This window comes from Phycicoccus avicenniae (genome assembly GCF_050496545.1).
GTDB classification, from domain to species: Bacteria; Actinomycetota; Actinomycetes; order Actinomycetales; family Dermatophilaceae; genus Phycicoccus; species Phycicoccus avicenniae_A.
This window is the reverse complement of sequence record NZ_JBNVZV010000001.1, coordinates 1-25,058: the sequence shown is the minus strand read 5'-3', so window position 1 is coordinate 25,058 and position 25,058 is coordinate 1. Positions and strand designations below refer to the sequence as shown.

23 protein-coding genes and 1 tRNA gene are annotated in these 25,058 nt (G+C 74.0%); 5 read left to right on the top strand and 19 right to left on the bottom strand.

The window, feature by feature from the left end; all coding sequences use genetic code 11:
* Positions 1–6 precede the first annotated feature (6 nt).
* Positions 7–1,158, top strand: a complete 1,152-nt coding sequence (locus ACQZ2A_RS00120; RefSeq protein ID WP_430206455.1) for a MalY/PatB family protein — start codon at positions 7–9, stop codon at positions 1,156–1,158.
* Here ACQZ2A_RS00120 and ACQZ2A_RS00115 read toward each other — a convergent pair.
* The 12 genes from ACQZ2A_RS00115 to ald all read right to left on the bottom strand — a co-directional run bounded on the left by ACQZ2A_RS00115 (position 1,155) and on the right by ald (position 11,981).
* The gene (locus ACQZ2A_RS00115) at positions 1,155–1,838 is read right to left on the bottom strand and encodes a class I SAM-dependent methyltransferase (protein WP_430206454.1); all 684 of its coding nucleotides are present in this window, start codon (positions 1,836–1,838) and stop codon (positions 1,155–1,157) included. The two genes, ACQZ2A_RS00120 and ACQZ2A_RS00115, sit on opposite strands and share 4 nt — an antisense overlap.
* 310 nt (positions 1,839–2,148) lie before the next feature.
* Positions 2,149–2,222, bottom strand: a tRNA-Pro gene (locus ACQZ2A_RS00110).
* An 87-nt stretch (positions 2,223–2,309) separates the two neighbouring features.
* Entirely contained in the window at positions 2,310–3,779 is a 1,470-nt protein-coding gene (der, locus tag ACQZ2A_RS00105; RefSeq protein ID WP_430206453.1) for a ribosome biogenesis GTPase Der, read from the bottom strand.
* A gap of 66 nt (positions 3,780–3,845) precedes the next feature.
* The gene (gene cmk, locus ACQZ2A_RS00100; RefSeq protein WP_430206452.1) at positions 3,846–4,541 is read right to left on the bottom strand and encodes a (d)CMP kinase; all 696 of its coding nucleotides are present in this window, start codon (positions 4,539–4,541) and stop codon (positions 3,846–3,848) included.
* A gap of 11 nt (positions 4,542–4,552) precedes the next feature.
* Positions 4,553–5,389, bottom strand: coding sequence for a serine hydrolase (locus tag ACQZ2A_RS00095; RefSeq protein ID WP_430206451.1), 837 nt, complete (start codon positions 5,387–5,389; stop codon positions 4,553–4,555).
* A gap of 4 nt (positions 5,390–5,393) precedes the next feature.
* Positions 5,394–6,476: a prephenate dehydrogenase gene (locus tag ACQZ2A_RS00090; RefSeq protein ID WP_430206450.1), complete on the bottom strand. Its 1,083-nt coding sequence runs from the start codon at positions 6,474–6,476 to the stop codon at positions 5,394–5,396.
* The gene (locus ACQZ2A_RS00085; protein ID WP_430206449.1) at positions 6,476–7,387 is read right to left on the bottom strand and encodes a pseudouridine synthase; all 912 of its coding nucleotides are present in this window, start codon (positions 7,385–7,387) and stop codon (positions 6,476–6,478) included. The genes ACQZ2A_RS00090 and ACQZ2A_RS00085 overlap by 1 nt, the downstream gene beginning before the upstream one ends.
* Positions 7,384–8,019 (bottom strand): SMC-Scp complex subunit ScpB, encoded by a 636-nt coding sequence (gene scpB / locus ACQZ2A_RS00080; RefSeq protein ID WP_430206448.1) that lies wholly within the window; start codon positions 8,017–8,019, stop codon positions 7,384–7,386. Before scpB ends, ACQZ2A_RS00085 begins: the two co-directional genes overlap by 4 nt.
* On the bottom strand, positions 8,012–8,941 hold the full coding sequence (locus ACQZ2A_RS00075) for a segregation and condensation protein A (RefSeq protein WP_430206447.1): 930 nt from the start codon (positions 8,939–8,941) through the stop codon (positions 8,012–8,014). The genes scpB and ACQZ2A_RS00075 overlap by 8 nt, the downstream gene beginning before the upstream one ends.
* 5 nt (positions 8,942–8,946) lie before the next feature.
* Positions 8,947–9,828 carry a ParA family protein gene (locus ACQZ2A_RS00070; RefSeq protein WP_430206446.1) on the bottom strand — a complete coding sequence of 294 codons (882 nt, stop codon included), beginning with the start codon at positions 9,826–9,828 and terminating at the stop codon, positions 8,947–8,949.
* A gap of 87 nt (positions 9,829–9,915) precedes the next feature.
* Positions 9,916–10,827: a site-specific tyrosine recombinase XerD gene (gene xerD / locus ACQZ2A_RS00065; RefSeq protein ID WP_430206445.1), complete on the bottom strand. Its 912-nt coding sequence runs from the start codon at positions 10,825–10,827 to the stop codon at positions 9,916–9,918.
* A 38-nt stretch (positions 10,828–10,865) separates the two neighbouring features.
* Entirely contained in the window at positions 10,866–11,981 is a 1,116-nt protein-coding gene (gene ald / locus ACQZ2A_RS00060; protein WP_430206444.1) for an alanine dehydrogenase, read from the bottom strand.
* Positions 11,982–12,103: 122 nt separating this feature from the next.
* Between ald and ACQZ2A_RS00055 the strand changes: the two genes are divergently transcribed.
* Entirely contained in the window at positions 12,104–12,712 is a 609-nt protein-coding gene (locus ACQZ2A_RS00055; protein WP_430206443.1) for a hypothetical protein, read from the top strand.
* Positions 12,713–12,793: 81 nt separating this feature from the next.
* Here the strand turns inward: ACQZ2A_RS00055 and hisS are convergent, their stop codons facing one another.
* Together hisS and ACQZ2A_RS00045 are read right to left on the bottom strand one after the other, a co-directional pair.
* On the bottom strand, positions 12,794–14,143 hold the full coding sequence (gene hisS / locus ACQZ2A_RS00050; RefSeq protein ID WP_430206442.1) for a histidine--tRNA ligase: 1,350 nt from the start codon (positions 14,141–14,143) through the stop codon (positions 12,794–12,796).
* Positions 14,140–14,841, bottom strand: a complete 702-nt coding sequence (locus ACQZ2A_RS00045) for an MBL fold metallo-hydrolase (protein WP_430206441.1) — start codon at positions 14,839–14,841, stop codon at positions 14,140–14,142. Before ACQZ2A_RS00045 ends, hisS begins: the two co-directional genes overlap by 4 nt.
* A gap of 77 nt (positions 14,842–14,918) precedes the next feature.
* Here ACQZ2A_RS00045 and ACQZ2A_RS00040 point away from each other — a divergent pair, with 77 nt between their 5' ends.
* From ACQZ2A_RS00040 to ACQZ2A_RS00030, 3 genes are all read left to right on the top strand, one after another.
* Positions 14,919–15,728 (top strand): peptidylprolyl isomerase, encoded by an 810-nt coding sequence (locus tag ACQZ2A_RS00040; protein WP_430206440.1) that lies wholly within the window; start codon positions 14,919–14,921, stop codon positions 15,726–15,728.
* A gap of 2 nt (positions 15,729–15,730) precedes the next feature.
* Entirely contained in the window at positions 15,731–17,089 is a 1,359-nt protein-coding gene (locus tag ACQZ2A_RS00035; RefSeq protein WP_430206439.1) for a DUF349 domain-containing protein, read from the top strand.
* A 92-nt stretch (positions 17,090–17,181) separates the two neighbouring features.
* Positions 17,182–18,792, top strand: a complete 1,611-nt coding sequence (locus ACQZ2A_RS00030; RefSeq protein WP_430206438.1) for a substrate-binding domain-containing protein — start codon at positions 17,182–17,184, stop codon at positions 18,790–18,792.
* 20 nt (positions 18,793–18,812) lie between these two features.
* Here the strand turns inward: ACQZ2A_RS00030 and ACQZ2A_RS00025 are convergent, their stop codons facing one another.
* From ACQZ2A_RS00025 to yajC, 5 genes are read right to left on the bottom strand one after another with little or no spacing between them, the layout of a single operon-like run.
* Positions 18,813–21,146: a RelA/SpoT family protein gene (locus ACQZ2A_RS00025; protein ID WP_430206437.1), complete on the bottom strand. Its 2,334-nt coding sequence runs from the start codon at positions 21,144–21,146 to the stop codon at positions 18,813–18,815.
* 20 nt (positions 21,147–21,166) lie between these two features.
* Entirely contained in the window at positions 21,167–21,706 is a 540-nt protein-coding gene (locus ACQZ2A_RS00020) for an adenine phosphoribosyltransferase (RefSeq protein ID WP_430206436.1), read from the bottom strand.
* Between the two features lie 3 nt (positions 21,707–21,709).
* A complete protein-coding gene (gene secF, locus ACQZ2A_RS00015) occupies positions 21,710–22,882 on the bottom strand; it encodes a protein translocase subunit SecF (protein ID WP_430206435.1) in 1,173 nt (390 codons plus the stop codon).
* Positions 22,879–24,690, bottom strand: a complete 1,812-nt coding sequence (gene secD / locus ACQZ2A_RS00010) for a protein translocase subunit SecD (protein WP_430206434.1) — start codon at positions 24,688–24,690, stop codon at positions 22,879–22,881. The genes secF and secD overlap by 4 nt, the downstream gene beginning before the upstream one ends.
* Positions 24,690–24,968 (bottom strand): preprotein translocase subunit YajC, encoded by a 279-nt coding sequence (yajC, locus tag ACQZ2A_RS00005; protein WP_430206433.1) that lies wholly within the window; start codon positions 24,966–24,968, stop codon positions 24,690–24,692. Before yajC ends, secD begins: the two co-directional genes overlap by 1 nt.
* Positions 24,969–25,058: the final 90 nt, after the last annotated feature.

The following is a 25,058-nucleotide window of genomic DNA, read 5'->3' as shown; positions in this document are numbered from 1 at the left end:
GGCCGGGTGAGCACCCCCATCCTCGGCGCGAGCGAGTCCGACCTGCGGCGTGACCGGACGAGCGTCAAGTGGGTGGCCTACCCGCCGGACGTGCTGCCGCTCTGGGTCGCCGAGATGGACGCCTCCCCCTGCCCGGCCGTGGTCGACGCGGTGACCGCGGCCGTCGGGCGCGGCGACACCGGCTACGGCTGGGGCCCGCGGTACGCGGAGGAGGTGGCCCGGTACCTCGGGGACACGTGGGGGTGGTCGGCCGACCCGTCGGCGATGGTCGTCGTCGCCGACGTGATGATCGGCGCGAGCGAGGTGCTCCGGCTGCTCACCGACGAGGGCGGACCGGTGGTCGTGTCGCCGCCGGTCTACGACTCGTTCTTCGGCTTCGTCGAGGCCATCGGGCGGCGGCGGGTCGACGCCCGGCTGATGCCCGAGGGGCGGCTCGACCTCGAGGCGGTGGAGCGCGCGTTCGTCGCAGCGACGGCCGGTGGGGAGCGGGTGGCCTACCTCCTCTGCAACCCGCAGAACCCCACGGGCACGGTGCACTCCCCCGACGAGCTCGCGGGCCTGGCCGCGCTGGCCCGTCGGTACGGGGTGCGGGTGGTGTCCGACGAGATCCACGCCCCGCTCGTGCACGCGGGCGGGCCGTCGTTCACGCCGTGGCTGACGGTCCCGGGCGCCGAGGACGGGTTCGCGGTGTTCTCGCCGTCGAAGGGCTGGAACCTCGCCGGGCTGAAGTCCGCGGCCGTCGTCGCGGGGGCCGAGGCGCTCGCGGACCTGCGGCGGCTCCACCCGATGCACACGCACGGCTCCTCGCACCTCGGTGAGATCGCCCACGTCGCCGCACTGCGGGACGGGCGGGAGTGGCAGCGGGCGCTGGTCGGCGAGCTGACCGCGAACCGCGAGCTGCTGGGCCGGCTGCTCGCCGAGCACCTACCGGGCGTGCGGTGGACCCCGCCGGAGGCGACCTACCTGGCGTGGCTGGACTGCCGCGCGCTCGGGCTCGGCGACGACGTCGCGGCGGTGTTCCGCGAGCGGGGGCGCGTGGCGCTGGGGTCCGGGACCTGGTACGACCCCGAGCAGGGCGCGGGGTTCGTGCGGCTGAACCTCGCGACGTCGCCGGCCATCATCGAGGAGGCCGTGCGCCGGATGGCCTCGGTCCTCTAGGCGCCGCGCCGCAGGGTGGCGACCCAGAGGTCGGGCCCGGCCGGGTTGAGCGGATGGGGCCGACGGGCGAGGTCCTCGAGGGCGACGTCGTCCGCGGCGAAGGAGCGCACCTCGTCCTCGTCCAGCAGCCACGGCGGGCCGTCGTCGGCGGCGGCGGCGCCGCGCACGAACTGGACGACGAGCAGCGTGCCGCCGGGAGCGACGAGCGAGCGGACGGCGGCCACGGCCTCGGCGCGCAGGGCCGGCGGGAGGGCCTGCACGGTGAACACCTCGACGACGAGGTCGGCGGCGGCCACGAGGTCGTCCGGCAGGGCGAGCAGGTCGGCGACGCGGTAGTCGACGTCGGTGCCCGGGTGCCGGCCGCGGGCCAGCTCGACGGCGCTCGGTGAGACGTCGAAGGCCGTGGTGCGCCAGCCGCGCTCGGCGAGCAGCTCGGCATCCGCCCCGAGACCGGCCCCGACGACGACCGCGTGGCGGCCCTCCCCCGGCCCGGCGGCCTCGACGTGCGCGAGCACCGGAGGGTAGGGCGCGGTGCGGGCCCACGGCGTGTCGACCTCGTCGGCCGCCGCGGCCGACCACAGCTCGTCGAACCACCGCGTCGGCTGCTCGTCGGCGAGGGCCGCGGCCGCCAGCTGGTCGGCGCGGCGGTCCCAGTCCCTGTCCTGCTCACCGGTGCTCATCCCCGCACGCTAGCCGGGTCCGACCGACGACACGCTGGGCCGCCCACCCCCTCACCCGTGCGGCGATGAGGCTCGAGGGTCCACATCGTGTCGTCCGTCGGTCCTCCGCCTCGTCGCTGGAGCCGGGGTGTCGGGGCGTCGGCTCCAGCGAGTCGGGCTGACAGGACGCTGCCGTCGCGGTCGGCTCGTGCCTCGCCGCACGCTCCGCCGCCCACGCAGAGCGTGGGACCCGCCGGCATCCGGTCAGCCCCGACATGCGGCGAGGGCCGCTGCGATCGACTCCGTCGATTCGCAGCGGCCCTCGCTCGCGTCGGGCTGACAGGATTTGAACCTGCGACCCCTTGACCCCCAGTCAAGTGCGCTACCAAGCTGCGCCACAGCCCGTGGCTGCTCCCTCTCGGGAGCGGTCGAAACCTTATCCCACCGCCCGCCGCCCGACCCAATCGGTCCGGCCGCGGGCGGTGGGGCCCGTCAGCGGCGGTTGCGGCGCTTCTCGCGGACGCGCACCGAGATCTCGATCGGCGTGCCCTCGAAGCCGAACTCCTCGCGCAGCCGGCGCTCGACGAAGCGGCGGTACCCGGCCTCGATGAACCCCGACGCGAAGAGGACGAACCGCGGCGGGCGCGTGCCGGCCTGGGTCGCGAAGAGGATGCGCGGCTGCTTGCCGCCCCGCACCGGGTGCGGGTGCGCGGCGACGATCTCACCGAGGAAGGCGTTGAGCCGTCCGGTGGAGATGCGGGTCTCCCACGACTCCAGCGCGCGGTCCAGGGCCGGCACGAGCTTCTCGAGGTGGCGGCCCGTGCGCGCGGACACGTTGACCCGCGGCGCCCACGGCACCTGGACGAGGTCGCGCTCGATCTCGCGCTCGAGGAAGTGGCGACGCTCCTCGTCGGTGAGGTCCCACTTGTTGTAGGCGATGACGAGCGAGCGGCCGGTGTCGATGACCTGCTGGATGACCCGGACGTCCTGCTCGGCGATGCGGTCGCTGGCGTCGACGAGGACGACAGCGACCTCCGCCTTCTCGAGCGCGGTCTGGGTGCGCAGCGACGCGTAGAAGTCGGCGCCGCGCGTCTGGTGCACTCGGCGGCGGATGCCCGCGGTGTCGACGAAGCGCCACGTGCGCCCGGCGAGCTCGACGACCTCGTCCACCGGGTCACGCGTCGTGCCGGCGACGTCGTCGACGACGACGCGGTCGGTGCCGGTGAGCTTGTTGAGCATCGAGGACTTGCCGACGTTCGGGCGGCCGAGCAGCGCGACCCGCCGCGGCCCGCCCCGGGCGTAGGCGTCGACGGCGGACTTCTCGGGCAGCACCTCGAGGAGGGCGTCGAGGACGTCGCCGCTCCCCCGGCCGTGCAGCGCCGAGACCGGCCACGGCTGGCCCAGCCCGAGGTTCCAGAGCGCGGCGGCGTCGGCCTCCGTGCGCTGGTCGTCGACCTTGTTGGCCACGAGGACAACGGGCTTGCCCGAGCGGCGCAGCATCTTGACGACCGCCTCGTCGGCATCGGTCGCCCCCACCGTGGCGTCGACGACGAACATCACGGCGTCGGCGAGCTCGACGGCGATCTCGGCCTGCTCGGCCACCCGCAGGTGGATGCCCGTGGCGTCGATCTCCCAGCCGCCGGTGTCGACGAGGGTGAAGCGCCGACCGGTCCACTCGCCGTCGTAGGCGACGCGGTCGCGGGTGACGCCGGGGACGTCCTCGACGACGGCCTCGCGGCGGCCGAGGATGCGGTTGACGAGCGTGGACTTGCCGACGTTCGGCCGGCCGATGATCGCCACGACCGGTGCGGGCGCGTAGGGCTCGCCGTCGTCGTCGAGGAGGCCCTCGGCGTCGAGGAGGGCGCGGTCCTCGTCGTCGAGCTCGAAGTCCTCGAGCCCGGCGCGCAGGGCCCGCTCGACGGCTTCGGGGTCCGCGGTCTGGGTGGGGTCGTCCGTGCTCATCCCCCCATTCTCCCGCACCGCGAGGGGTGCCCGTGACCGCGGCCGGCCCGGGGCGGGAGCCGGGGGTCAGTCCTCGCCCTGCGTCTCCCCCGCGACGACGTCGAGGACGGCCTCGATGCTCGCCTCGAGGTCCAGGTCGGAGGTGTCGACGAGGTGCACGCCCTCGGCGGCCTCGGTGAAGGTCGAGACCGTGGAGTCGTCGCGGTCCCGGCGGACCACCTGGTCGCGGGTGGCCTCGACGGCCGCGGCGTCGGCGCTCCCGTGCAGCTCGGTGGAGCGCCGGCGCAGCCGGGCCTCCTCGGAGGCGGTGACGAGCAGGCGCACCGTGGCGTCGGGCGCGACGACCGTGGTGATGTCGCGCCCCTCGGCGACCACTCCCCCGGTCTCCTCGGCGATCCGCGCCATGAGGTCGCGCTGGAGCTGCTGGAGCACCGGCCGGACCTCACGGTTGGTCGCGACCGCCGACACCGCGGTGCTCACCTCGGAGGTGCGGATGGCGGCGCTGACGTCGGTGCCGTCGACGGTGACCGTGGGGGCGTCGGGGTCGGTGCCGACCTCGAGCGGCAGGGTGCGGGCGGCCTCGGCCACCGCGGAGGTGTCGGTGAGGTCGAGCCCGCGCTCCAGGCACCACCAGGTCAGCGCCCGGTACATGGCCCCGGTGTCGAGGTAGCCGATGCCGAGGCGGCGGGCGACGGCCCTGGCGACGCTGCTCTTCCCGGAACCGGAGGGACCGTCGATGGCGATCGTCAGCGGTGCGGTCATGGCGCGAGAGCCTATCGGCGCGCCGGACGCGTCCCCACCGCGCCCCGGAGCAGCGTCCCCAGCCCGGCCATGGCACCGAGCACCTCGCCGCGGGCGGCGTCGTCCACGCCCGGCTCCCACGCGCACAGGGCCGCGAAGGCCACCGAGCCGCGCGGCCCGCGCGCCAGCCCGGCCTCGGCCCGCACCCCGGCGTCGGTGCCGGTCTTGCTCCACACCGACACCCCGTGGTCGGGCACGTCGTGGGCGAGCGGGTCGAGCAGCAGGCCCCGGCTCACCTGCGAGTGGTCGGTGTTCGCCGCGACCCAGTGCAGGACGAGCGCCGAGACCTGCGGGCCGACGACCCGGCCCGCCCCCAGCCCGGCGAAGAGGTCGACGAGGTCACGGGCGCAGGCCTCGCCGAGCAGCGCCGGGTCGCCGGCGCCCCGCTCGTCGCGCACCCGGTCGTGGAGGGTCGAGCCGCCGGGGGCGAGGGTGGCGGCGCGGGCCCGGACGGCCTCGAGACCCACCGCGTCGAGGAGGACGTTGGTCGCCAGGTTGTCGCTGACCGACCCGACGAGGACCGCGAGGTCGAGGACCGGGAGGGCATCGGTGGCCAGGTGGCGCCACAGCCCGGAGTCCGCCACCGGGGCCACGGCGCGGCGGTCGAGCAGCAGCGCGGGGTCGAGCCGGCCGTCGACGAGCCGCGCCGCGACCTCGACGAGCAGGAAGACCTTGGCCACGCTGGCCGAGGGCAGCAGGAGGTCGGGGCCGTGCTCGACCAGCACCGCGCCGTCGCGGGTGCCGACCATCGCCACCGACCAGCGCGCCCCGGACGTCGACGGCAGCGACGGTCCGGGGGCGGGCGGCACGGGCTCAGCCGTGGATCTGCCAGCCGCGGGAGGCCAGGCCCTCGGCGAGCCCGGACGCGGCGGCGGGGACGACGTCGACCTCGGCGATGCCGAACGGCTGCCCGAGCCCGTGGTCGAGGTGGAACTCCTCGATGTTCGTGCCGATCTCGGCGACGTGGGCGAAGAGCCGCCCGAGGTTGCCCGGCTCGTCGGGGATGAGGACGCGCACGGTCGAGTACGCGGTCGGGGCCGCGCCGTGCTTGCCCGGGATGCGGGCGTGGCCGGCGTTCCCTGCGGCGATCGCCGTGGCGATGGCTCCGCGCGCGCCCGGGGCATCGGCACCGGCCTCGAGGGCGGCGAGGGCACGGGAGACGGCCTGCAGGTCGGCGGCCAGGGCGTCCACGACCTCACGGACCGCGCCGGCGTTGCCCGCGAGGATCTGTGTCCAGAGGTTCGGGTCGCTGGCCGCGATGCGGGTGACGTCGCGCAGCCCCTGCCCGGCGAGCGCGACCGCGCCCTCGTCGAGGTCCTCCAGCCGGGCGGCGACGAGGCTCGCGGCCAGCTGCGGCAGGTGCGAGACGGCGGCCACCGCGCGGTCGTGCTCGCCGGCCGGCAGCGTGCGCACCACCGAGCCCGCGGCCCGGGCGACGTCGGTGACCAGCGCGACCACCTCGGGCAGCGTCTCGTCGCTGGGCGTAAGCACCCACGCCCGCCCGTCGAAGAGGTCGTGGCGGCCGGCGACGGCGCCCGAGCGCTCGCGGCCGGCCATCGGGTGCGAGCCGCAGTACCGGGAGAGGTCGGCGCCCGCGGCCCGGAGGGCCGACAGGACGACGCCCTTGACGGAGGCGACGTCGGTGACCGCAGCCGACGGCCAGCGCTCGAGGGCCGCCGCGACGCAGCCGGCCGTGACGTCCGGCGGGGCGGCGACGACCACGAGGTCGGGGGCGAGCTCCTCGCCGTCGGCCGGCAGCCGCCCGGCGCCGAGGTCGCGGGCCAGCGCCGCGTGCGTGGGCAGGACGTCCTCCAGCGTCACCTCGTCGCCGTGGCGCGCCAGCGCCAGCCCGAGCGAGGTGCCGATGAGCCCGGTGCCGACGACGTGGACGCGCATCAGAGCCCTGCGGCCTTGTACAGCGCCGCGACCTCCGCGCTGGAGAGCGAGCGGAACTTGCCGGGCTTGGTGTCCGCGAGGCGGATCGGGCCGACCTGCGTGCGCACGAGCGAGAGCACGGGGTGGCCGACCTCGGCGAGCATCCGGCGCACGATGTGCTTGCGTCCCTCGTGGAGCACGACCTCGACGATGGCCTTGCCGGGCTGGGAGTCGACGACCCGGAAGGAGTCGACGGCGACCGGCCCGTCCTCGAGCTGGACGCCCTCGCGCAGCCGCTTCCCGAGGTCGCGCGGCACCGGGCCTTGGATCTGCGCGAGGTAGGTCTTGAGGACGCCGTAGCGGGGGTGCTGGAGCCGGTGGGCGAGGTCGCCGTCGTTGGTGAGCAGCAGCAGGCCCTCGGTGTCGGCGTCGAGCCGGCCGACGTGGAAGAGCCGCTCCTTGCGGTCGCCGAAGTAGTCGCCGATGTCGACGCGGCCGAGCTCGTCGCTCATCGAGGTGACGACGTTGAGCGGCTTGTTGAACGCGAGGTACACGCGGGACTCGTCGAGCTGCACGCGCTCGCCGTCGACGTGCACGGTCTGCGTGGCCTTGATGCGCACGCCGAGCTCGCGGACGACCTGGCCGTCGACCTCGACCCGGCCCTGGCTGATGAGGTCCTCGCACACCCGGCGCGAGCCGACCCCGGCCGCGGCGAGCAGCTTCTGGAGGCGCACGCCGTCGGGGTCGTGGACGTCGACGACGGGCCGCTGCGGCTCGCGCTTGGTCTGGGTGGGCTGGCTGGCCCGGGTGGTGCCGGTGCCCCGGGCGCGGGCCGCGGCGGGCCCGCCCGTGGCCGAGCCGCCCTTGCCGCCGCGTGGGCGCTGCTGACGGTCTCCGGCGCGGCCGGCTCCACGGTTCTTCGGCGGGGTCATCCCCGGCCTCCTTCGGCGATCTCGTCGAGCACGTCGACCTCGGGCAGGTAGGGCGCGAGCGCGGGCAGGTCCTCGAGGGACTGCAGCCCGAGGCGCTCGAGGAAGTACGACGTCGTGCCGTACAGGGTGGCGGTGGACTCCTCGTCGTGGCCGACCTCCTCGATGAGGCCGCGGGTGAGGAGGGTGCGCACGACGCCGTCGACGTTGACGCCGCGCACGGCCGCGACGCGCGAGCGCGACACCGGCTGGCGGTACGCGATGACGGCGAGGGTCTCGAGCGAGGCCTGGGTCAGGCGCGCCTGCTGGCCGTCGAGGACGAACCGCTCCACGACCGGGGCGTACTCGTGGCGGCTGTACATCCGCCAGCCGCCGCCGACCTCGCGGAGGGTGAAGCCGCGGTTCTGCTCGGCGTAGCCGTCCTCGAGCTCGGCGAGGGCGGTGGCGACGTCGGCGACGGGCTGCTCGAGCGCGGAGGCGAGGGCGGCGGTGGTGACCGGCTCGTCGACGACCATGAGCACCGCCTCGAGGGCGCCGTGGATGCCGCCGGGGAACTCCGCGACGTCGAACGCGAGCTGCTCCTCCGGCGCCGCCTCCTCGGGTGCGCGAGGGGCCTCGGGCTCCGGCTCACTCATCGGTGCTCTCCTGGGGGTCGGTCGCGGCGGCGGGGTCGGTCGGGGCGGTGTCGTCGTCGGTCGGCGGTGGCTCGTCGAACTCGTCGGTGACCTCGATGTCACCCTCCTCCGGCCCGGTCCAGCGCACGGTGAGCTCGCCGAGGGCCTCGGCCTGCTCGAAGCCGATGGCCGCCTCGCGGAACAGCTCGAGGAGGGCGAGGAAGCGGGCGACGACGACGAGCGTGCTGTCGGCGTCGGCGACGAGGCTGCGGAACGAGGCCACCCGCTCGCGGCGCAGCCGGGCGCCGATGACGCCGGCCTGCTCGCGGACGCTCACCTGCGGCGCGTGCAGGTGCCCGAGGCCGACGGTCGGGGTGACCTTGGGCGTGAGGGCCCGGGCCGCGACGATGGCCAGCTGCTCGGGCGTGACCGTCATGACGAGCTCGGGCAGCAGCGCCGCGAGGTGCGGCTCGAGGCTCACCGAGCGCGGCTGGCGGCGGCCGGCGGTGGCCATCCGCTCCGCGAAGGTGTGCGCGATGTCCTTGAACGCGCGGTACTGGAGCAGCCGGGCGAACAGCAGGTCGCGGGCCTCGATGAGGGCGAGGTCCTCCTCGTCCTCCGGGCCGGACTGCGGGAGCAGACGCGCGGCCTTGAGGTCGAGCAGGGTCGCGGCGACGACGAGGAACTCGGTGGCCTGCGAGAGGTCCCACCCGCCCTCGCTGTCGCGGGCCGCGCGGATGAACGCGATGAACTCGTCGGTGACCGCGGCCAGCGCGATCTCGGTGATGTCGAGCTTGTGCTTGCTGATCAGCCCGAGCAGGAGGTCGAAGGGACCGGTGAAGTTCTCGAGGTGCACCTCGAAGGGCGTGGCGGCGGCCCGGCGGGTGATCACCCCGCCGGGGACGACCGCCTCCTGCTCCGCGGCCCCGGGGGGCGTGGCCATCAGGGTCAGGCCGCCCCGCCGCGGGCGATGAGCTCTCGGGCGAGCTGGCGGTAGGCCTCCGCGCCCTTGTGGGCCCCGTCGTACGTGGTGAGCGGCTCCGCGGCGAGCGAGGCGTCCGGGAACTTCACCGTGCGCGAGATGACCGTGTGGAAGACCTGGTCCCCGAAGTGGTCGACGACGCTGGCGACGACCTCCTTGGAGTGCAGGGTGCGCCCGTCGTACATCGTCGCGAGGATGCCGTCGACCTGCAGACGGGGGTTGAGCCGGTCGGTGATCTTCTCGATGGTCTCGACGAGCAGGGCGACGCCGCGCATCGCGAAGAACTCGCACTCGAGCGGGATGATCACGCCGTGCGCCGCGGTGAGGGCGTTGACGGTGAGCAGGCCGAGCGAGGGCTGGCAGTCGACCATCACGACGTCGTAGTCGTCGAGGACGGGCCGCAGCACGCGGGCGAGGATCTGCTCGCGGGCGACCTCACCGACGAGCTGGACCTCGGCGGCGGAGAGGTCGATGTTCGCGGGGAGGACGTCCAGGCCCTCGACCTTGGTGTGCCGGATGACGTCGCGGACGTCGTGGCCGCGCTCGGTGAGCAGGTTGTAGACGGTGACGTCGAGCTCGTTGGCGTTGACGCCCAGACCGACCGAGAGGGCACCCTGCGGGTCGAAGTCGACGAGGAGGACGCGCCGGCCCAGCTCGGCGAGGGCGGCCCCGAGGTTGATGGTGGTCGTCGTCTTGCCGACGCCGCCCTTCTGGTTGCACATGGCGATGATCCGCGCCGGCCCGTGGCTCGCGAGCGGGGCGGGGAGGGGGAACTCCGGCAACGGTCGACCCGTCGCCCCGACCTGCCCCTCGATGCGGATCTGGAACGCCGCCTCGGTCTCGCCCAACGTCTCTCTCCCGGTACCGGTCGTGCCTCGGTCAGCCTCTCGCTGATCGGGCCCGACCCTATCAGCGGAGCCCGCCGGTCCCCGCGCTCACCGCGCCCGGGGGTGGCTCTGGGCGTAGACCTCGCGCAGCTGCTGCACGGTGACGCGCGTGTAGATCTGCGTGGTGGTCACCGAGGCGTGGCCGAGCAGCTCCTGGACGACCCGGACGTCGGCCCCGCCCTCGAGCAGGTGGGTGGCGAACGAGTGCCGCAGGGTGTGGGGCGAGAGGTGCCCGGTGAGGTGCGCCCGGTCGGCGGCGGCACGCAGGACGGCCCACGCGCTCTGCCGCGAGAGCCGGGCGCCGCGGACGCCGAGGAAGACCGCGGGCGTGCCGCGGCCCTGGCCGGCAAGGGCCGGACGGCCGCGGACCAGCCACGCCGAGAGCGCCTCGCGGGCGTAGGACCCCAGCGGCACGATGCGCTCCTTGCCACCCTTGCCCCGCAGCCGGACCACCCCCTCCTCGGTGTCGAGGTCGTCGACGTCGAGCCCGACCGCCTCCGAGATGCGGGCGCCGGTGCCGTACAGGACCTCGAGCAGCGCGCGGTCGCGCAGCGAGGCGGGGGTGTCCCCCACCGACGCCGCCGCGAGCAGCCGCTCGACGTCGTCCAGCGCGATGGCCTTGGGCAGCCGGTCGGGAGTGCGCGGCGGCGCGACGTCACGCGAGGGGTCGGCGTCGAGCACCCCCTCGAGGGCGAGGAAGCGGTGGAGCCCGCGCACCGCGACGAGGGTCCGGGCGGCCGAGCTCGCCGCGAGCGGGCGGTGCTCGTCGTCGCCCTCGCGCAGCCGGGCCAGGAAGTCGGTGACGTGCGCCTCCGTGACGTCCTCGGGCCGGGTCACCCCGGCGGCCGCGAGGTACCCGGTCCACCTCGCGAGGTCACGGCGGTAGGCGGCGAGCGTGTTCCGGGAGACGCCGCGCTCGACGTCGAGGTGGGTCAGCCACGCGTCGACGGCCCGCCCCACGGGGGTGGGGCGGGCCGCCGGCGTGCTCGTGGGCTCGGTCAGGAGAGGGCCTCGTCGAGGGTGATGCTCTCCATGCCGAAGGCCTCGGCGACGGCGCCGTAGGTGATGTGGCCGGCGTGCGTGTTGAGGCCGAGGGCCAGCGCGCGGTCGGCGCGCGAGGCCTCCTGCCAGCCGTGGTCGGCGAGCTTCGTGGCGTAGGACAGGGTGGCGTTGGTCAGCGCCCACGTGGAGGTGTGGGGCACCGCGCCGGGCATGTTCGCCACGCAGTAGTAGATCGAGTCGTGGACCTGGAAGGTCGGGTCGGCGTGCGTGGTCGGGCGCGAGTTCTCGAAGCAGCCGCCCTGGTCGATGGCGACGTCGACGAGCACCGAACCGGGCTTCATCTGGGCGACCATCTCGTCGGTGACCAGCTTGGGGGCCTTGGCACCCGGGATGAGGACGGTGCCGATGACGAGGTCGGCCTGGAGCACCTGCTCGCGCACCGACATCGCCGAGGACGCGATCTGGGCGACGCGGTTGTCGTAGCGCCAGAAGCTCATCCGCAGCTTGTCGAGGTCGGTGTCGAGGAGCGTGACGTCGGCGCCCATCCCGAGCGCGATGTTGGCCGCGTTCTGGCCGGCGACACCGGCCCCGAGGACGACGACCTTGGCGTTGGCCACGCCGCCGATGCCGCCCATGAGGACGCCGCGACCGCCCTGCGCCTTCATCATCGAGTGCGCGCCCACCTGGGGCGCGAGGCAGCCGGCGACCTCGGACATCGGGTAGAGCAGGGGCAGCAGGCCCGAGGGCAGCTGGACGGTCTCGTAGGCGATGGAGGTGACCTTCTTGTCGACGAGCTCCTTCGTGAGCGGCTCGTCGGCGGCGAGGTGCAGGTAGGTGAAGAGGGTCAGGCCCTCGCGGAGGCGGTGGTACTCCTCGGCGACCGGCTCCTTGACCTTCATGACCATGTCGGAGGCGCCCCACAGCTCGTCGGCGTCGCCGACCATCCGCGCGCCCTGCGACACGTACTCGTCGTCGGTGATGGAGGAGCCGAGCCCGGCGCCCTCCTGCACGAGGACCTCGTGGCCGCGGCGGACCAGCTCGTGGACGCCGACCGGGGTGATCCCGACCCGGAACTCGTTGTTCTTGACCTCGGTGGGGATGCCGACCTTCACGGATATCAGACCTGTCTCGTGTCGAGTCCCGGGGCGTCGCTGCCCGCGGGGCGGCCTCCGGCTGGAGCGCGATGGAAGTCTAGTGCCGACCGCGACCGGCCCCGACCACGCAGGAGACCACCGTGAAGCTCTACAGCGACCTGCCCGCCCGGCGGACCGTCCAGGTTGTCGCCGACCTCGCGATGGTGGGGTGGGTCTACCTCTGGGTGCGGGTGGCGCAGTGGGTCCACGAGGCGACGCTGCAGCTCGCGGCGCCCGGGCGGCAGCTGGAGTCGGCCGGCACCGGGTTCACCGGGCGGATGACCGACGCCGGCAACTCGGTCGACGACCTGCCCCTGCTCGCCGACCGCATCGCGACGCCGTTCCGGTCGGCGGCGGGGGTGGGTGAGGACTTCGCCTCCGCCGGGCGGGACCTCGTGACCGCCGTCGAGCGGCTGGCCACGGTGCTGTCGGTCGCGACCGTCGTGGCGCCGGTGGTCATCGTGCTCGGGACGTGGTTCGTGCTGCGGCTGCGGTTCGCCCGGCGGGCGACGGCGGCCCAGCGGTTCGTCGACGGCGCGCCCGACCTCGACCTCTTCGCGCTGCGGGCGATGGCGAACCAGCCGATGACCCGGCTGGCGCGCATCTCGGACGACCCCGCCGGCGCGTGGCGGCGCGGCGACCCCGAGGTGGTGCGGGCGCTGGCGATCCTCGAGCTCAAGGAGTCCGGCCTGCGCCCTCCGCCGGCCTGAGGACTCACCCGCGGTTCGAGGTGAGAGAGGCACCTCTGGCGGCCCGACATCACCTCGACCCGATGATGGCCTGCCTCCGCGTCAGGCTTGCGGCATGACGATGCCGGGACGCAGGTCCTCGGGCGGGCAGGCCCACGTCGCGGCGTCGGCGTCGACCTGGTCGCCGGAGCGGATGTCCTTGACCTGGTCGGCGCCGGACTCCCCCGCCCCCGGGAACCAGACGAACGGGATGCCGCGCCGGTCGGCGTACCGGATCTGCTTGCCGAACTTCGCTGCGCTGGGGGCGACCTCGCACGGCACGCCCCGGGCCCGCAGCGCGGCGGCCACGGCGTCGGAGCGGGTGCGCGACTCCTCGTCGACCACCGCCACGAGCACCGCCGCCGGCGTCGAGCGCGACGCCGTGAGCCCCCGCTTGGTCACCAGCAGGTGCACGAGCCGGGTCAGCCCGATCGAGATGCCGACGCCGGGGTAGGTGGTGCGCCCGTCGGAGGCGAGCGAGTCGTAGCGCCCGCCGGAGCAGACCGAGCCCCAGTCCTCGGAGCCGACGAGCTGGGTCTCGTAGACGGTGCCGGTGTAGTAGTCGAGGCCGCGGGCGATGCGCAGGTCGGCGACGAGCGTGCCGGGCGCCCGCTCGAGACCCGTGCGGATGACCGCTGCCAGCGCCTCGAGCCCCGCGTCGAGCGTCGGGTGCGACACCCCGAGCGCCCGCACCGCGTCGACGAAGGACAGGTCCGCGGAGCGGATGTCGGCCAGCGCGAGGCAGAGCCGGGCCTGCTCGTCGGTGGCGCCCGCCTCGACGAGCTGCGCGGCGACCTTCTCGGGACCGATCTTGTCGAGCTTGTCGACGATGCGCAGCGTGCCGGCGACGTCCGTGAGCCCGATGCCGAGGTAGAACCCCTCGGGCACGAGCCGGTTGTTGACCTGGATGCGGAACTCCCCCACCGGGAGCCGTCGGAAGGCCTCGGCGATGACGAGCGGCATCTCGGCCTCGAAGTGCGGCGCGAGCGTGCCGACGTCGACCACGTCGATGTCGGCCTGGGTGAACTCGCGGAAGCGGCCCTCCTGGGGGCGCTCGCCGCGCCAGACCTTCTGCACCTGGTAGCGCCGGAACGGGAAGGACAGCTTCCCGGCGTTCTCGAGCACGTAGCGCGCGAACGGCACGGTCAGGTCGAAGTGCAGCCCGAGGTCGGACTCCCGGCCGCTGTCCTCGCCGGCCAGCCGGTGCACGCCGTAGATCTCCTTGTCGGCGTCACCACCCTTGCCGAGCAGGCGGCCCACCGGCTCCACGGCCCGGGTCTCCAGGGGCGCGAACCCGTGCAGCTCGAAGACCTCGCGGACGGTGTCGAGGAAGTGCAGCTCGAGGAGCCGCTCGGCGGGCAGGAGCTCGGGGAACCCCGAGATCGGGGTCACCTTCTCGGCGGGGGGCGTCACGCGCCCAATCCTCGCAGGTACGGGTTGCTCGCCCGCTCGCGGCCGATGGTCGTCGCCGGGCCGTGGCCGGTGAGCACGAACGTGGAGTCGGGCAGCGGCAGGACGACGTCGCGCAGCGAGCGCTGCATCGCGGCGTGGTCGCCGCCCGCGAGGTCGGTGCGCCCGATCGAGCCGGCGAAGAGGACGTCGCCGGAGACGACGGTGCGGTCCAGCCCCTCGTCGGCGGGCAGGCCGTCGGGAACGGTGTCGAGGGCGAACATCGCCGACCCCTCGGTGTGGCCCGGGGCGTGCAGGACGTCGAGGGTCAGCCCGGCGAGCTCGAGGCGCGCACGGTCGGCCACCTCGACCACGGTCTCGGGCTCGCGCCAGGTCGCCTTCTGCCCGAACTGCGCCTCGAGCATCGCGACGGTGCCGGGGTCCATCGAGGCCAGCGGGTCGGCGAGGCGGTAGCCGTCGTCCGCGTGGATGTAGGCCGCGGTGGTCCCGCCGCAGACCGGCGTCACCGAGTACACGTGGTCGAGGTGTCCGTGGGTGAGCAGGACCGCGGCCGGCCGCAGCCGGTGCTCCTCGAGGACCGAGCGCAGCGTGTCCTCGACCCCGATGCCCGGGTCGACGACGAGGCACTCCTCGCCCGGGCCGGTGGCCAGGACGTAGCAGTTGGTCCCGAAGGCGGCGGCGGGGAAGGCGACGGCGAGCACGGGCGCGAGCCTAACGGGGAGCGATGCCTACACTGGGCGCCGCTGTGCGTTCGACGACGACGACGAAGGACCTCGGGGTGACCAGGAAGCAGGAACGAGCCCGCGCCCGCCGGCGCTGGGAGAAGCAGCAGGCCCGCACCGCCCAGCGGAGCCAGGACCGGGCCAGGCGCCTGCGCGTGCTCGCCGTGGTCGGGGTCGTGCTCGCCGTCGTCGCCGGCACGGCCGTCCTCGGCGTCACCGTGGGCGGCTCGCCGACCCCCGGCGCGTCGTCGACGCCGTCGACCGCCTCCACCACCCTCGCCGGCTGCGAGCTGCCGCCGAAGCCCCTCGGCACGGCCGCCGAGCTCGACCTCCCGTCCGCGAAGACGGCCGCCGGGAAGACGTACAAGGCGACGCTGAGCACGAACTGCGGCGACATCGTCCTGCGCCTCGACGGCACCAAGGCCCCGCAGGCGGTCGCGTCCTTCCTCCAGCTGGCCCAGCAGCAGTACTGGAAGGACTCCCCCTGTCACCGCCTCACGACGGCGGCGCCGCTCAAGGTGCTCCAGTGCGGCGACCCCACCGGCACCGGCCAGGGCACCCCCGGGTACGGCTTCGGCGTCGAGAACGCCCCGAAGGACGGCACCTACGAGCGCGGCACCCTGGCGATGGCCCGCACCAACGACCCGAAGAAGGGCAACGGCGGGCAGTTCTTCATCGTCTACGGGAAGTCCAGCCTCCCGGACCCCGACGGGTACACGGTGTTCGGCACGGTGACCTCCGGGTTGGATATCGTCGACAAGGTCGCCGCCCAGGGGGTGGCGCCGAACGACACATCGCCCGACGACGGCCCGCCCGCCGCACCGATCAGCATCCTCAGCGTTGCTGTCACCGAGGAGAAGTCCTGACCGTGTCCGAGGACAAGCCCACGCCCCGCCCGCCCGTGCCCTCCCCCGCCGCGCTCGCCGGCCGGGTCGCACCCCGACCCGTCGCCGCGCCCGCCGTGGTCGCGCACTCCGAGTCGGCCCGCTTCGGCCGGGTCGACGAGAACGGACACGTCTTCGTCACGGTCGGTGACGAGGAGCGCGAGGTCGGCGCCTACCCCGACGCCACCCCGGACGAGGCGCTCCAGTACTTCGCCCGCAAGTACGACGAGCTCGCCGCCTCCGCGGACCTCCTCGAGGCCCGGCTGGCCAACCCCGAGGTCTCCGCCAAGGAGGTCGCCGACGGGCTGACCACGCTCAAGGAGCACGTCGAGCAGGCCAACGTGGTCGGCGACCTCGCGGCGCTGCACGCCACCGTCGAGCGGGTCGAGGCGGGCCTGGCCACCAAGCGCGCCGAGGAGGCCGAGCACCGCAAGGCCGCTCGGGCCGAGGCCGCGACCGCCCGTGAGGCCATCGTCGCCGAGGCCGAGACCATCGCCGCCCAGCCGCCCGGCAGCACCCAGTGGAAGCAGAGCGGCGAGCGGATGCGCGCGCTCCTCGACCAGTGGAAGCAGGCGCAGCGCGCCGGGGCCAAGCTCGACAAGCCCACCGAGACCGCGCTCTGGCAGCGCTTCAGCCACGCCCGCAACGGGTTCGACAAGGCCCGCCGCGCGTGGTTCGCCGAGCTCGAGTCCACCCGGGGCGAGGCCCGCTCGGCCAAGGAGTCGCTCGTCGCCGAGGCCGAGGCCCTCGCCGGCAGCACCGACTGGGGCCCCACCGCCCGCGCCTACAAGCAGCTGATGGACCGCTGGCGCCGCGCCGGCCGGGCCTCGCGCGCCGACGACGACGCCCTCTGGGAGCGCTTCCGCGCCGCCCAGGACGCGTTCTTCACCGCCAAGGACGCCGCGGCCGCGGTCGAGGACGAGGCGTTCCGCGCCAACCTCGCCGTCAAGGAGGAGATCCTCGTCGAGGCCGAGGCCATCCTCCCGGTCACCGACATCGAGGCCGCCAAGGCCTCCCTGCGCGGTGTCCAGGACCGCTGGGAGGCCGCCGGCAAGGTCCCGCGCGCCGACCTCGAGCGGGTCGAGAAGCGGCTGCGCCGCGTCGAGACCGCCGTGCGCGAGGCCGACGAGCAGCGCTGGAAGGCCACCAACCCCGAGCTGTCGGCCCGCGCGCAGAGCATGGTCGACCAGCTCGAGGCCGCCGTCGCCAAGGCCGAGGCCGAGGTCGCCAAGGCCGAGGCCGCCGGCAACGAGGTCAAGGCCACCGCGGCCCGCGAGCGGCTCGCCTCCCAGCAGGAGTGGCTGGCCCAGGCCCGTGCCGGGCTCGACGAGTTCGGCGGCTGAGACGTAGGTCCCTCCGCCAGACCCTCGCGCCGGGGGCCCCGCTCGTGCAGGATGGGGCCCGCTGTGCGTCCGGTCACGGAAGGTAGGGGCTGATGGGTCGACACGGGGGTGCGGTCGACCGCGCCCGCACCACGGTGGCAGGGGTCGCCGTCGGGCTGCTCGTCGTCGCCGGCGTCGGGGGCTGGCAGGCGTGGGAGCGGCTCGGCCCCGGGGCCGAACCGGCCGCGGCCGCCGCCTCCTGCGTCGACCCGACGGACGTCACGGTCACGACGACCACCGCGATGCGCGAGCCGCTCGAGGCCGTCGCCGGCACCCTCGACCGCGGCTGCTGGAAGGTCACGGTGACGGCCGAGCCGGCCACCACGACCGCCCGCCGCTTCGAGACCGCGGCCGCGGACACCCCGGACGTCTGGGTGGCGGACTCCGCGCCGCTCGCGCGCGAGGTCGCCGCGACGAGCCAGGGGGTGAGCGTCGGCGAGGTGCTCGCCTCGACGCCCGTCCTGCTCGCCGTCCCGCGGGGTCTCACGGCCCCGGACCCGGTCACCTGGGCGGCGACCCTCGTCGCCGAGGACAGCCGGATGCCCGACCCCACCACCTCGACCGTCGGCAGCCTCACCCTCATGGAGGGCTTCGGCGAGATCGACACGCTCCCGGCGAACCGCCGGGGCGGGGCGCTGGCCCGGGTGGGCGGGATGCTCAGCCGGGTCGTGCCCGAGGACACGCTGCTCACCAGCCACGCCGGCCCGGGCGACGCCGCGATCTTCCCGACGACCGAGCAGCAGGTGTACCGCGCCAAGGTCGCCGGGCTCACGGTCCGGCGGGCCACCTCGACGACGCCGGCCCTGGAGTACACCGCCGTCACGAGCGCCCGCACCGCGCCCGGAGCGGCTGACGCGCTCGTGGCCGCCGCCCGCTCCGCCGAGGGCCAGCGCATCCTGCGCGCCGCCGGCTTCCGGACACGCACCGACCCCTCTCCCGTCGTCGAGGGCGCTCCCCCGGCCGCCGCGCTCGCCGGTGCCGCCGGCGCCGCCCAGGCCAAGGCCGCGCAGCAGATGTGGGCGGCCATCGCGCGGCCCACGCGGCTGCTCAACATCATCGACACCAGCGGCTCGATGCGTGCCGCGGCGGCCGGTGGCGCCTCCCGCATCGAGGTGGCCGCGGCGGCCTCGTCCGGGGCCAACCAGCTGCTCGCCGACCACAACTCGGTCGGCCTGTGGACCTTCTCCACCCGCCAGCGCGGCCGCATCGACTGGACCCAGGTGCAGCCGGTGCGCCCGCTCGGGTCCGCCGACCAGCGCTCCCGGCTGGCGTTCTCGCTGGGCAGCCTGCCGACGCGCCTGGGTGGCGACACCGGCCTTTACGACACCGTCGACGCCGGGTACGCCGCGATGGTGAAGGGCTACGACCCGCAGGCCGTCAACCTCATGGTCCTCTTCACCGACGGCGTCAACGACGACACCTCGGGCGGCCTGAGCCTGGCGCAGCTGCGGTCCCGGCTGGCGAAGGTCGCCGACCCGAAGCGGCCCGTCACGGTGCTGCTCATCGGCCTGGGTGGCATCGACGCGAAGACCCTGGGGCCCGTCGCCCGGGCCGTGCCCACGGCCGGCGGGGGCGGAGCGGCGGTCTTCACGGTCGACCGGCCCGAGGACATCGCCGACGTCTACGTGACGATGCTGCTGCGCCGCCTGCCCCAGCAGCGCTGAGCCGCGGCGGACCCTGGCACTCAGGCGTCGCGGCGCCCGCCGGTGACGCGCTCGGCGTCGAGGACGCCGTCGACGTTCTGCACGGCGCGGATGACGTGCCCGAGGTGCCCGGGGTCGCCCATCTCGAAGGTGAACCGGAGGATGGCCACGCGGTCGCGGGAGGTCTGCACCGAGGCGGACAGGATGTTCACCCCGTGGTCGGAGATGACGCGGGTGACGTCGGAGAGCAGGCGCGAGCGGTCGAGGGCCTCGACCTGCAGCTGGACGAGGAACAGGCTCGCCGAGGTCGGCGCCCACTCGACCTCGATGATCTTGTCCGGCTGGGCGAGCAGCGACGCGGCGTTGGTGCAGTCGCGGCGGTGGACCGAGACCCCGTTGCCGCGGGTGACGAAGCCGAGGATCTCGTCGCCGGGCACCGGGGTGCAGCACCGGGCCAGCTTCACCCAGACGTCGGACATGTCCTTGACGACGACCCCGGGGTCGCCGGAGCGGCGCGAGCGGGGGCGGCTGAGCACCGGCGAGGTGGCCTCGGCGATGTCCTCGCTGGCACCCTCCTCGCCCCCCACCGAGGCGACGAGCCGGGAGACGACGTGCTGCGCCGAGACGTGCCCCTCGCCGACGGCGGCGTAGAGCGCGTCGATGCCGGGGTGGCGCAGCTCCTCGGCGACACCGGTGAGGGACTCGACGGAGGTGAGGCGCTGCAGCGGCAGCCCCTGCTTGCGCATGGCCTTGGCCAGCGCCTCCTTGCCCTCCTCGATCATCTCCTCGCGGCGTTCCTTGGTGAACCAGTGCTTGATCTTGTTGCGGGCCCGCGCGGAGCGCACGAAGTTCAGCCAGTCGCGCGAGGGTCCGGCGGAGTCGGCCTTGGAGGTGAGCACGTCGACGACGTCACCGTTGTCGAGCCGGCTCTCCAACGGAACCAGGCGGCCGTTGACCCGGGCGCCGATGCAGTGGTGGCCCACCTCGGTGTGCACGGCGTAGGCGAAGTCGACGGGCGTGGCACCGGCCGGCAGGCCCACGAGCTGGCCCTTGGGCGTGAAGACGTAGACCTCGCTGGCGGTGATCTCGAAGCGCAGCGACTCGAGGAACTCGCCGGGGTCGGAGGTCTCCTTCTGCCAGTCGAGGAGCTGGCGCAGCCAGGCCATGTCGTTGACCGGCCCGGTCTGGCCGTCGCGGGCCTCGGCGCCGGGCACCTTCGGTCCGCCCTTGGCCGCCGGGTCCTCCTTGTACTTCCAGTGCGCGGCGACGCCGTACTCGGCGCGGCGGTGCATCGTGTTGGTGCGGATCTGGATCTCGACGGCCTTGCCCTCGGGGCCGATGACCGTCGTGTGCAGCGACTGGTACATGTTGAACTTCGGCATCGCGATGTAGTCCTTGAACCGCCCCGGCACCGGGTTCCACCGGGCGTGCAGCGCGCCGAGTGCGGCGTAGCAGTCGCGGACGGTGTCGACGAGGACGCGGACGGCGACGAGGTCGTAGATCTGCTCGAAGTCGCGGCCCCCGACGATCATCTTCTGGTACACGGAGTAGTAGTGCTTCGGGCGACCCGTGACCGTGGCCTTGATCTTCGCGGCGCGCAGGTCCGAGCCGACCTCGTCACGCACCTGGGCGAGGTACTCCTCGCGGGCCGGCGCGCGCTCGGCGACGAGCCGGACGATCTCGTCGTAGACCTTCGGGTAGAGGGTCTGGAACGAGAGGTCCTCGAGCTCCCACTTGATGGTGTTCATGCCCAGCCGGTGCGCCAGCGGGGCGTAGATCTCGAGGGTCTCCTTGGCCTTGCGCTGCGCGCTCTCCTGGCTGACGTAGCGCCAGGTGCGGGCGTTGTGGAGCCGGTCGGCGAGCTTGATGACGAGCACCCGGATGTCGCGGGCCATCGCGACGACCATCTTGCGCACCGTCTCGGCCTGCGCGGCCTGCCCGTACGTGACCTTGTCGAGCTTGGTGACGCCGTCGACGAGCATGGCGATCTCGTCGCCGAAGTCACGGCGCAGCGCCTCGAGGCTGTACGCGGTGTCCTCGACGGTGTCGTGCAGCAGCGCGGCGGCGAGGGTCGTGGGCGTCATGCCCAGCTCGGCGAGGATGGTGGTGACCGCGAGCGGGTGGGTGATGTAGTCGTCGCCGCTGCGGCGCTTCTGCCCCTCGTGGGCGCGCTCGGCGACGGCGTAGGCGCGCTCGACGAGCTCGACGTCGGCCTTCGGGTGGGTCTGCCGGACGATCTGGAGCAGCGGCTCCAGGACCGGGTGCCCGGGGGTGCGCGCGCGCCCGACCCGCGCGAGGGCCGCTCGTGCCCTGGCCCGGGAACCCACCCCGGCAGCGGCGTTCCCCGGGGTGGCGGCCGTCGTGTGCTCCGCCATGCACGGAGTCTAGTCGCGCGTCAGGGGACGACGTGCAGCGCCCGCACGGGGCGGGACGCGAGGCGGTCGCGGCCGCCCAGGAAGGCGAGCTCGACGACGCAGTCGAAGCCGACGACCGTGGCGCCGACCCGCTCGAGCAGCTCCCACGCGGCCAGCGCGGTGCCACCGGTGGCCAGCACGTCGTCGACGAGCAGGACGCGCTCCCCCGCGGCCACGGCGTCGGCGTGGACCTCGATGGTCGCGCTCCCGTACTCGAGGTCGTAGGTGGCGCTCACGGTGTCGCCGGGCAGCTTGCCGGCCTTGCGCACCGGGACGAAGCCGACGCCCATCGCGTGGGCCAGCGCGGCCCCGACGACGAACCCGCGGGCCTCGACGCCCGCCACGAGGTCGACCTCGCCGCGCCGGCCCTCGGCCAGCCCCTCGACGACCCGGGCGAAGGCCACCGGGTCGGCGAGCAGCGGGGTGATGTCCTTGAAGACGACACCCGGCTGCGGGAAGTCGGGGACGTCGCGCAGCGAGGCGGCGACGACCTGGTCGACGCTCGGGAGCGTGGGGGCCACCGGCTACCGCTTGGACTTCGGCGGGCGCTTCGGCTGGTTGCGCGGGCCGGAGCGGGCGTACTGGTGCACCGCACGTCCGGTGAGCGTGGCGCCCTCCTCGCGGTCGGCGGCAGCGCCCGGCACCGAGCCCGCGGGGACCGGGGCCGCGCCGTCCTCGCCCGGCACCGGCTCGGAGGCGCGGGCGTCCTTGGCCACGCGGGCCTGGTGGCGCGTGGCCTTCTTCTCGAGCTCGATGACCCGGGGGTCCTTGCTCCGCAGCGACACGAGGAGCGGGGTCGCGATGAAGATCGAGGAGTAGGCCCCGATGAAGATGCCGACGAAGAGCACGAGCGAGAGGTCGAGCAGGACGCCGGGGCCGAGGAAGAGCGCACCGACGACGAGCACGGCCAGGATGGGCAGGAGCCCGATGACGGTCGTGTTGATCGAGCGGACCATCGTCTGGTTGACGGCGAGGTTGGCCGCCTGCCCGTAGGTCATCCGCCCGTTGGCGAACGCCTCGGTGGTGTTCTCGCGGACCTTGTCGAACACGACGACGGTGTCGTAGAGGCTGTAGCCGAGGACGGTGAGGAAGCCGATCATCGTCGCCGGTGAGACCTCGAAGCCGGACAGCGCGTAGACGCCGATGGTGATGACGAGGTCGTGGACGAGGGTGATGAGCGCCGAGAGCGCCATCTTCCAGTTCCGGAAGTAGATGCTCAGCACGAGCGCGACGGCGATGAGGAAGATGACGAGCGCCCGCAGGGCCTGCTCGCTGACCGAGGCACCCCACGACGGGCCGATGAACGTGCCGCTGACGTCCTGCTCCGGGACCCCGAAGGCCCGGGCGAGGTCGCCGCGGACGTCCTGGCTCTCGGCGTCGGACAGCCGCTCGGTCTGCACGCGCACCGTGCCGTTGCCGACGAGCGTGACGTTGACGCCGCTCTCGTCCTCGGCGGCGCCGACGGCGTCGCGGGCGATCCGCTCGTAGTCCGAGGGTGCCGAGGAGGTGGCGACCCGGAACTCCGAGCCGCCCCGGAACTCGAGTCCCAGGTTGAGCTGCTGGACCGCGAGGGCCAGCCCGGCGAGGAGCATCAGGGCGATCGAGACGGCGTAGAACCGGCGACGGCGGGCGATCACCGGCACTGACCGCTTGCCGGTGTAGAGGTCGTTGCCGAAGGCGGCGAAGTCCACGCTCATGCCCGGCTCCCTTCGGTCTCGGGGGTGGCGGTCGGGGCGACGGGCTTCCACCGGCCCCGGCCCGCGTAGGTGCGTGTCTTGGCGCCCAACTTCTGCGGGTCGAGCCCGGAGAGGCGGTGCCCGTCGCGGAAGAACGGCACCCGGGTGAGCAGCGTGAGCAGCGGGTGGGTGAACCAGAAGACGACGAGCAGGTCGATGAGCGTCGTCAGGCCCAGGGTGAAGGCGAAGCCGCGCACGCTGGAGCTGGCCAGCAGGTAGAGCACGATCGCGGCGAGGAAGTTGACGCCGTCGGCGATGAGGACCGTGCGCTTGGCGCGGTTCCACCCGGTCTCGACCGCGCTGGCGAGGGACCGGCCCTCGCGCAGCTCGTCGCGGACCCGCTCGAAGTAGACGATGAAGCTGTCGGCGGTGAACCCGATGGCCACGATGAGGCCGGTGACACCGGCCATGTCGAGGCGGTAGTTCTGCGCCCAGCCGAGCACCGTGATGGTCAGGTAGGTGAGCAGGCCCGCGACGACGATCGAGCTGACCGTCACCAGCCCGAGCATCCGGTACTGGACCATCGAGTAGGCGACGACGAGGACGAGGCCGACCAGGCCCGCGAGGAAGCCGAAGCGCAGCTGCTCGCTCCCGAGGGTCGGGCTGATGTCGACGCTCGAGGCCTCCTGGAACGAGATCGGCAGCGCACCGAACTTCAGCTGGTCGGCGAGGGAGCGGGCCGACTCGAGGGTGAAGTTGCCGGTGATGCTCGCCTGGCCGTTGGGGATCGCCTCGTTGAACTGCGGCGCGACGATGACCTGGGAGTCCAGGGTCGCGGCCAGCTGGTTCTGCGGCGAGGGCAGCGTGACCATCTCGCGGCTGATCGCCGCGTACTGGCTGCTCCCCTCGCCGTTGAAGGACAGCGCGATCTCGACCTGGCTGGTCGCGACGCCCTGCTGGTTGGTCTTGTAGCCGGCGGTCGCGTTGCTGATCTTGTCACCGGAGACGACGACCGGGCCGAGGATGTACTTGAAGCCGTCGTCGACACCGCACGTGACGAGGGGCTGGGTGTCGACGTCCTGGATGTTCTCGCGCGACTCGGGGGTGGCGCAGTTGAGGTCGTCGTAGGCCTTCTGGATCTCGGGCGTGATCCACGCGAGGTCGGTGGCCTTGGTGGGCGTGGTGCCCGTGCCACCGGAGGCGCTCGGGCTGGGGCTCGGGCTCGGCGTGGCGGCGGCGGACCCGGTCGGGGTGGGCGTCGGGGTGACGGCGGTCAGCGCGTCGTTGACGGCGCCGTTGCTCGTGGAGGTCGCGCTCGGGGACGGGCTCGCCGACCCTGCCGAGGAGGACGCCGACGGCGAGGCCGAGGGCGACGCGGACGGCGAGGGGCTGCCGGACGGCGACGCGCTCGGCGTCGGGACGGCCTGCGGGCTGCCGGGGCCGACGGCCAGGACCGGGCGGAACTGCATCTGCGAGGACTTGCTGATCGCGTCGCGGACGGCCTGGGTCGGGATCTCGGGGATGCTCACGACGATGTTCTCGTCGCCCTGCGTGGTCACCTCGGCGCCGGAGACGCCGTTGGAGTCGACGCGCTGGACGATGATGTCGCGGGCCTGCGCGAGCTGCGCGGCGCTGGGCTTCTGCCCGGTGGTGCTGCGCGGCTGCAGGATGATCTGCGTCCCGCCCTCGAGGTCGAGGCCGAGCTTCGGGGTGGCCTGGCCGGTGCTCCAGATGATCGAGCTGGTGAGGACGGCACCGAGCGCCACGCACAGGGCCGTCAGGCCGATCAGGGCGCGGCGCGCGGCGGTGCGCGGTGCGGTGGCGGCCATCAGGAGACCTCTCCCGCGCGCATGCCGATCGCCCGGCGGTCGAAGCGCAGGACCGTGCCGTTCCCGACGTCGAGGGTCGCGACCTTCTCGTCGAGGGCGGTGATGGTGCCGTAGAGACCCGAGGTGGTGACCACCTCGTCACCGACGGCGAGCGAGCCCTGGAGGGCCTGCACCTGCTGCCCCCGCTTCCGCTGGGTGAAGAACATCCAGAGGAGGAGCAGGAACGGCAGTCCCAGGATCAGGAAGTAGGCGAGGCCGGAGCCGGAGCCAGAAGACATCGGTGTAGGTCCTTCGACGCGGGGGTCCCCCGCACAGGTGAACAGTGGATCGGCCCGGGGGCGGGCGGGGCGCGGCCCCCCCAAATGTCA

Coding starts and splice junctions, on each gene's coding strand:
- ACQZ2A_RS00115 (WP_430206454.1), bottom strand. CDS start 1,838: ATGAGCACCGGTGAGCAGGACAGGGACTGGGACCGCCGCGCCGACCAG.
- der (WP_430206453.1), bottom strand. CDS start 3,779: ATGAGCACGGACGACCCCACCCAGACCGCGGACCCCGAAGCCGTCGAG.
- cmk (WP_430206452.1), bottom strand. CDS start 4,541: ATGACCGCACCGCTGACGATCGCCATCGACGGTCCCTCCGGTTCCGGG.
- ACQZ2A_RS00090 (WP_430206450.1), bottom strand. CDS start 6,476: ATGCGCGTCCACGTCGTCGGCACCGGGCTCATCGGCACCTCGCTCGGG.
- ACQZ2A_RS00085 (WP_430206449.1), bottom strand. CDS start 7,387: ATGACCCCGCCGAAGAACCGTGGAGCCGGCCGCGCCGGAGACCGTCAG.
- scpB (WP_430206448.1), bottom strand. CDS start 8,019: ATGAGTGAGCCGGAGCCCGAGGCCCCTCGCGCACCCGAGGAGGCGGCG.
- ACQZ2A_RS00075 (WP_430206447.1), bottom strand. CDS start 8,941: ATGGCCACGCCCCCCGGGGCCGCGGAGCAGGAGGCGGTCGTCCCCGGC.
- ACQZ2A_RS00030 (WP_430206438.1), top strand. CDS start 17,182: ATGGGTCGACACGGGGGTGCGGTCGACCGCGCCCGCACCACGGTGGCA.
- ACQZ2A_RS00025 (WP_430206437.1), bottom strand. CDS start 21,146: ATGGCGGAGCACACGACGGCCGCCACCCCGGGGAACGCCGCTGCCGGG.
- secF (WP_430206435.1), bottom strand. CDS start 22,882: ATGAGCGTGGACTTCGCCGCCTTCGGCAACGACCTCTACACCGGCAAG.
- secD (WP_430206434.1), bottom strand. CDS start 24,690: ATGGCCGCCACCGCACCGCGCACCGCCGCGCGCCGCGCCCTGATCGGC.
- yajC (WP_430206433.1), bottom strand. CDS start 24,968: ATGTCTTCTGGCTCCGGCTCCGGCCTCGCCTACTTCCTGATCCTGGGA.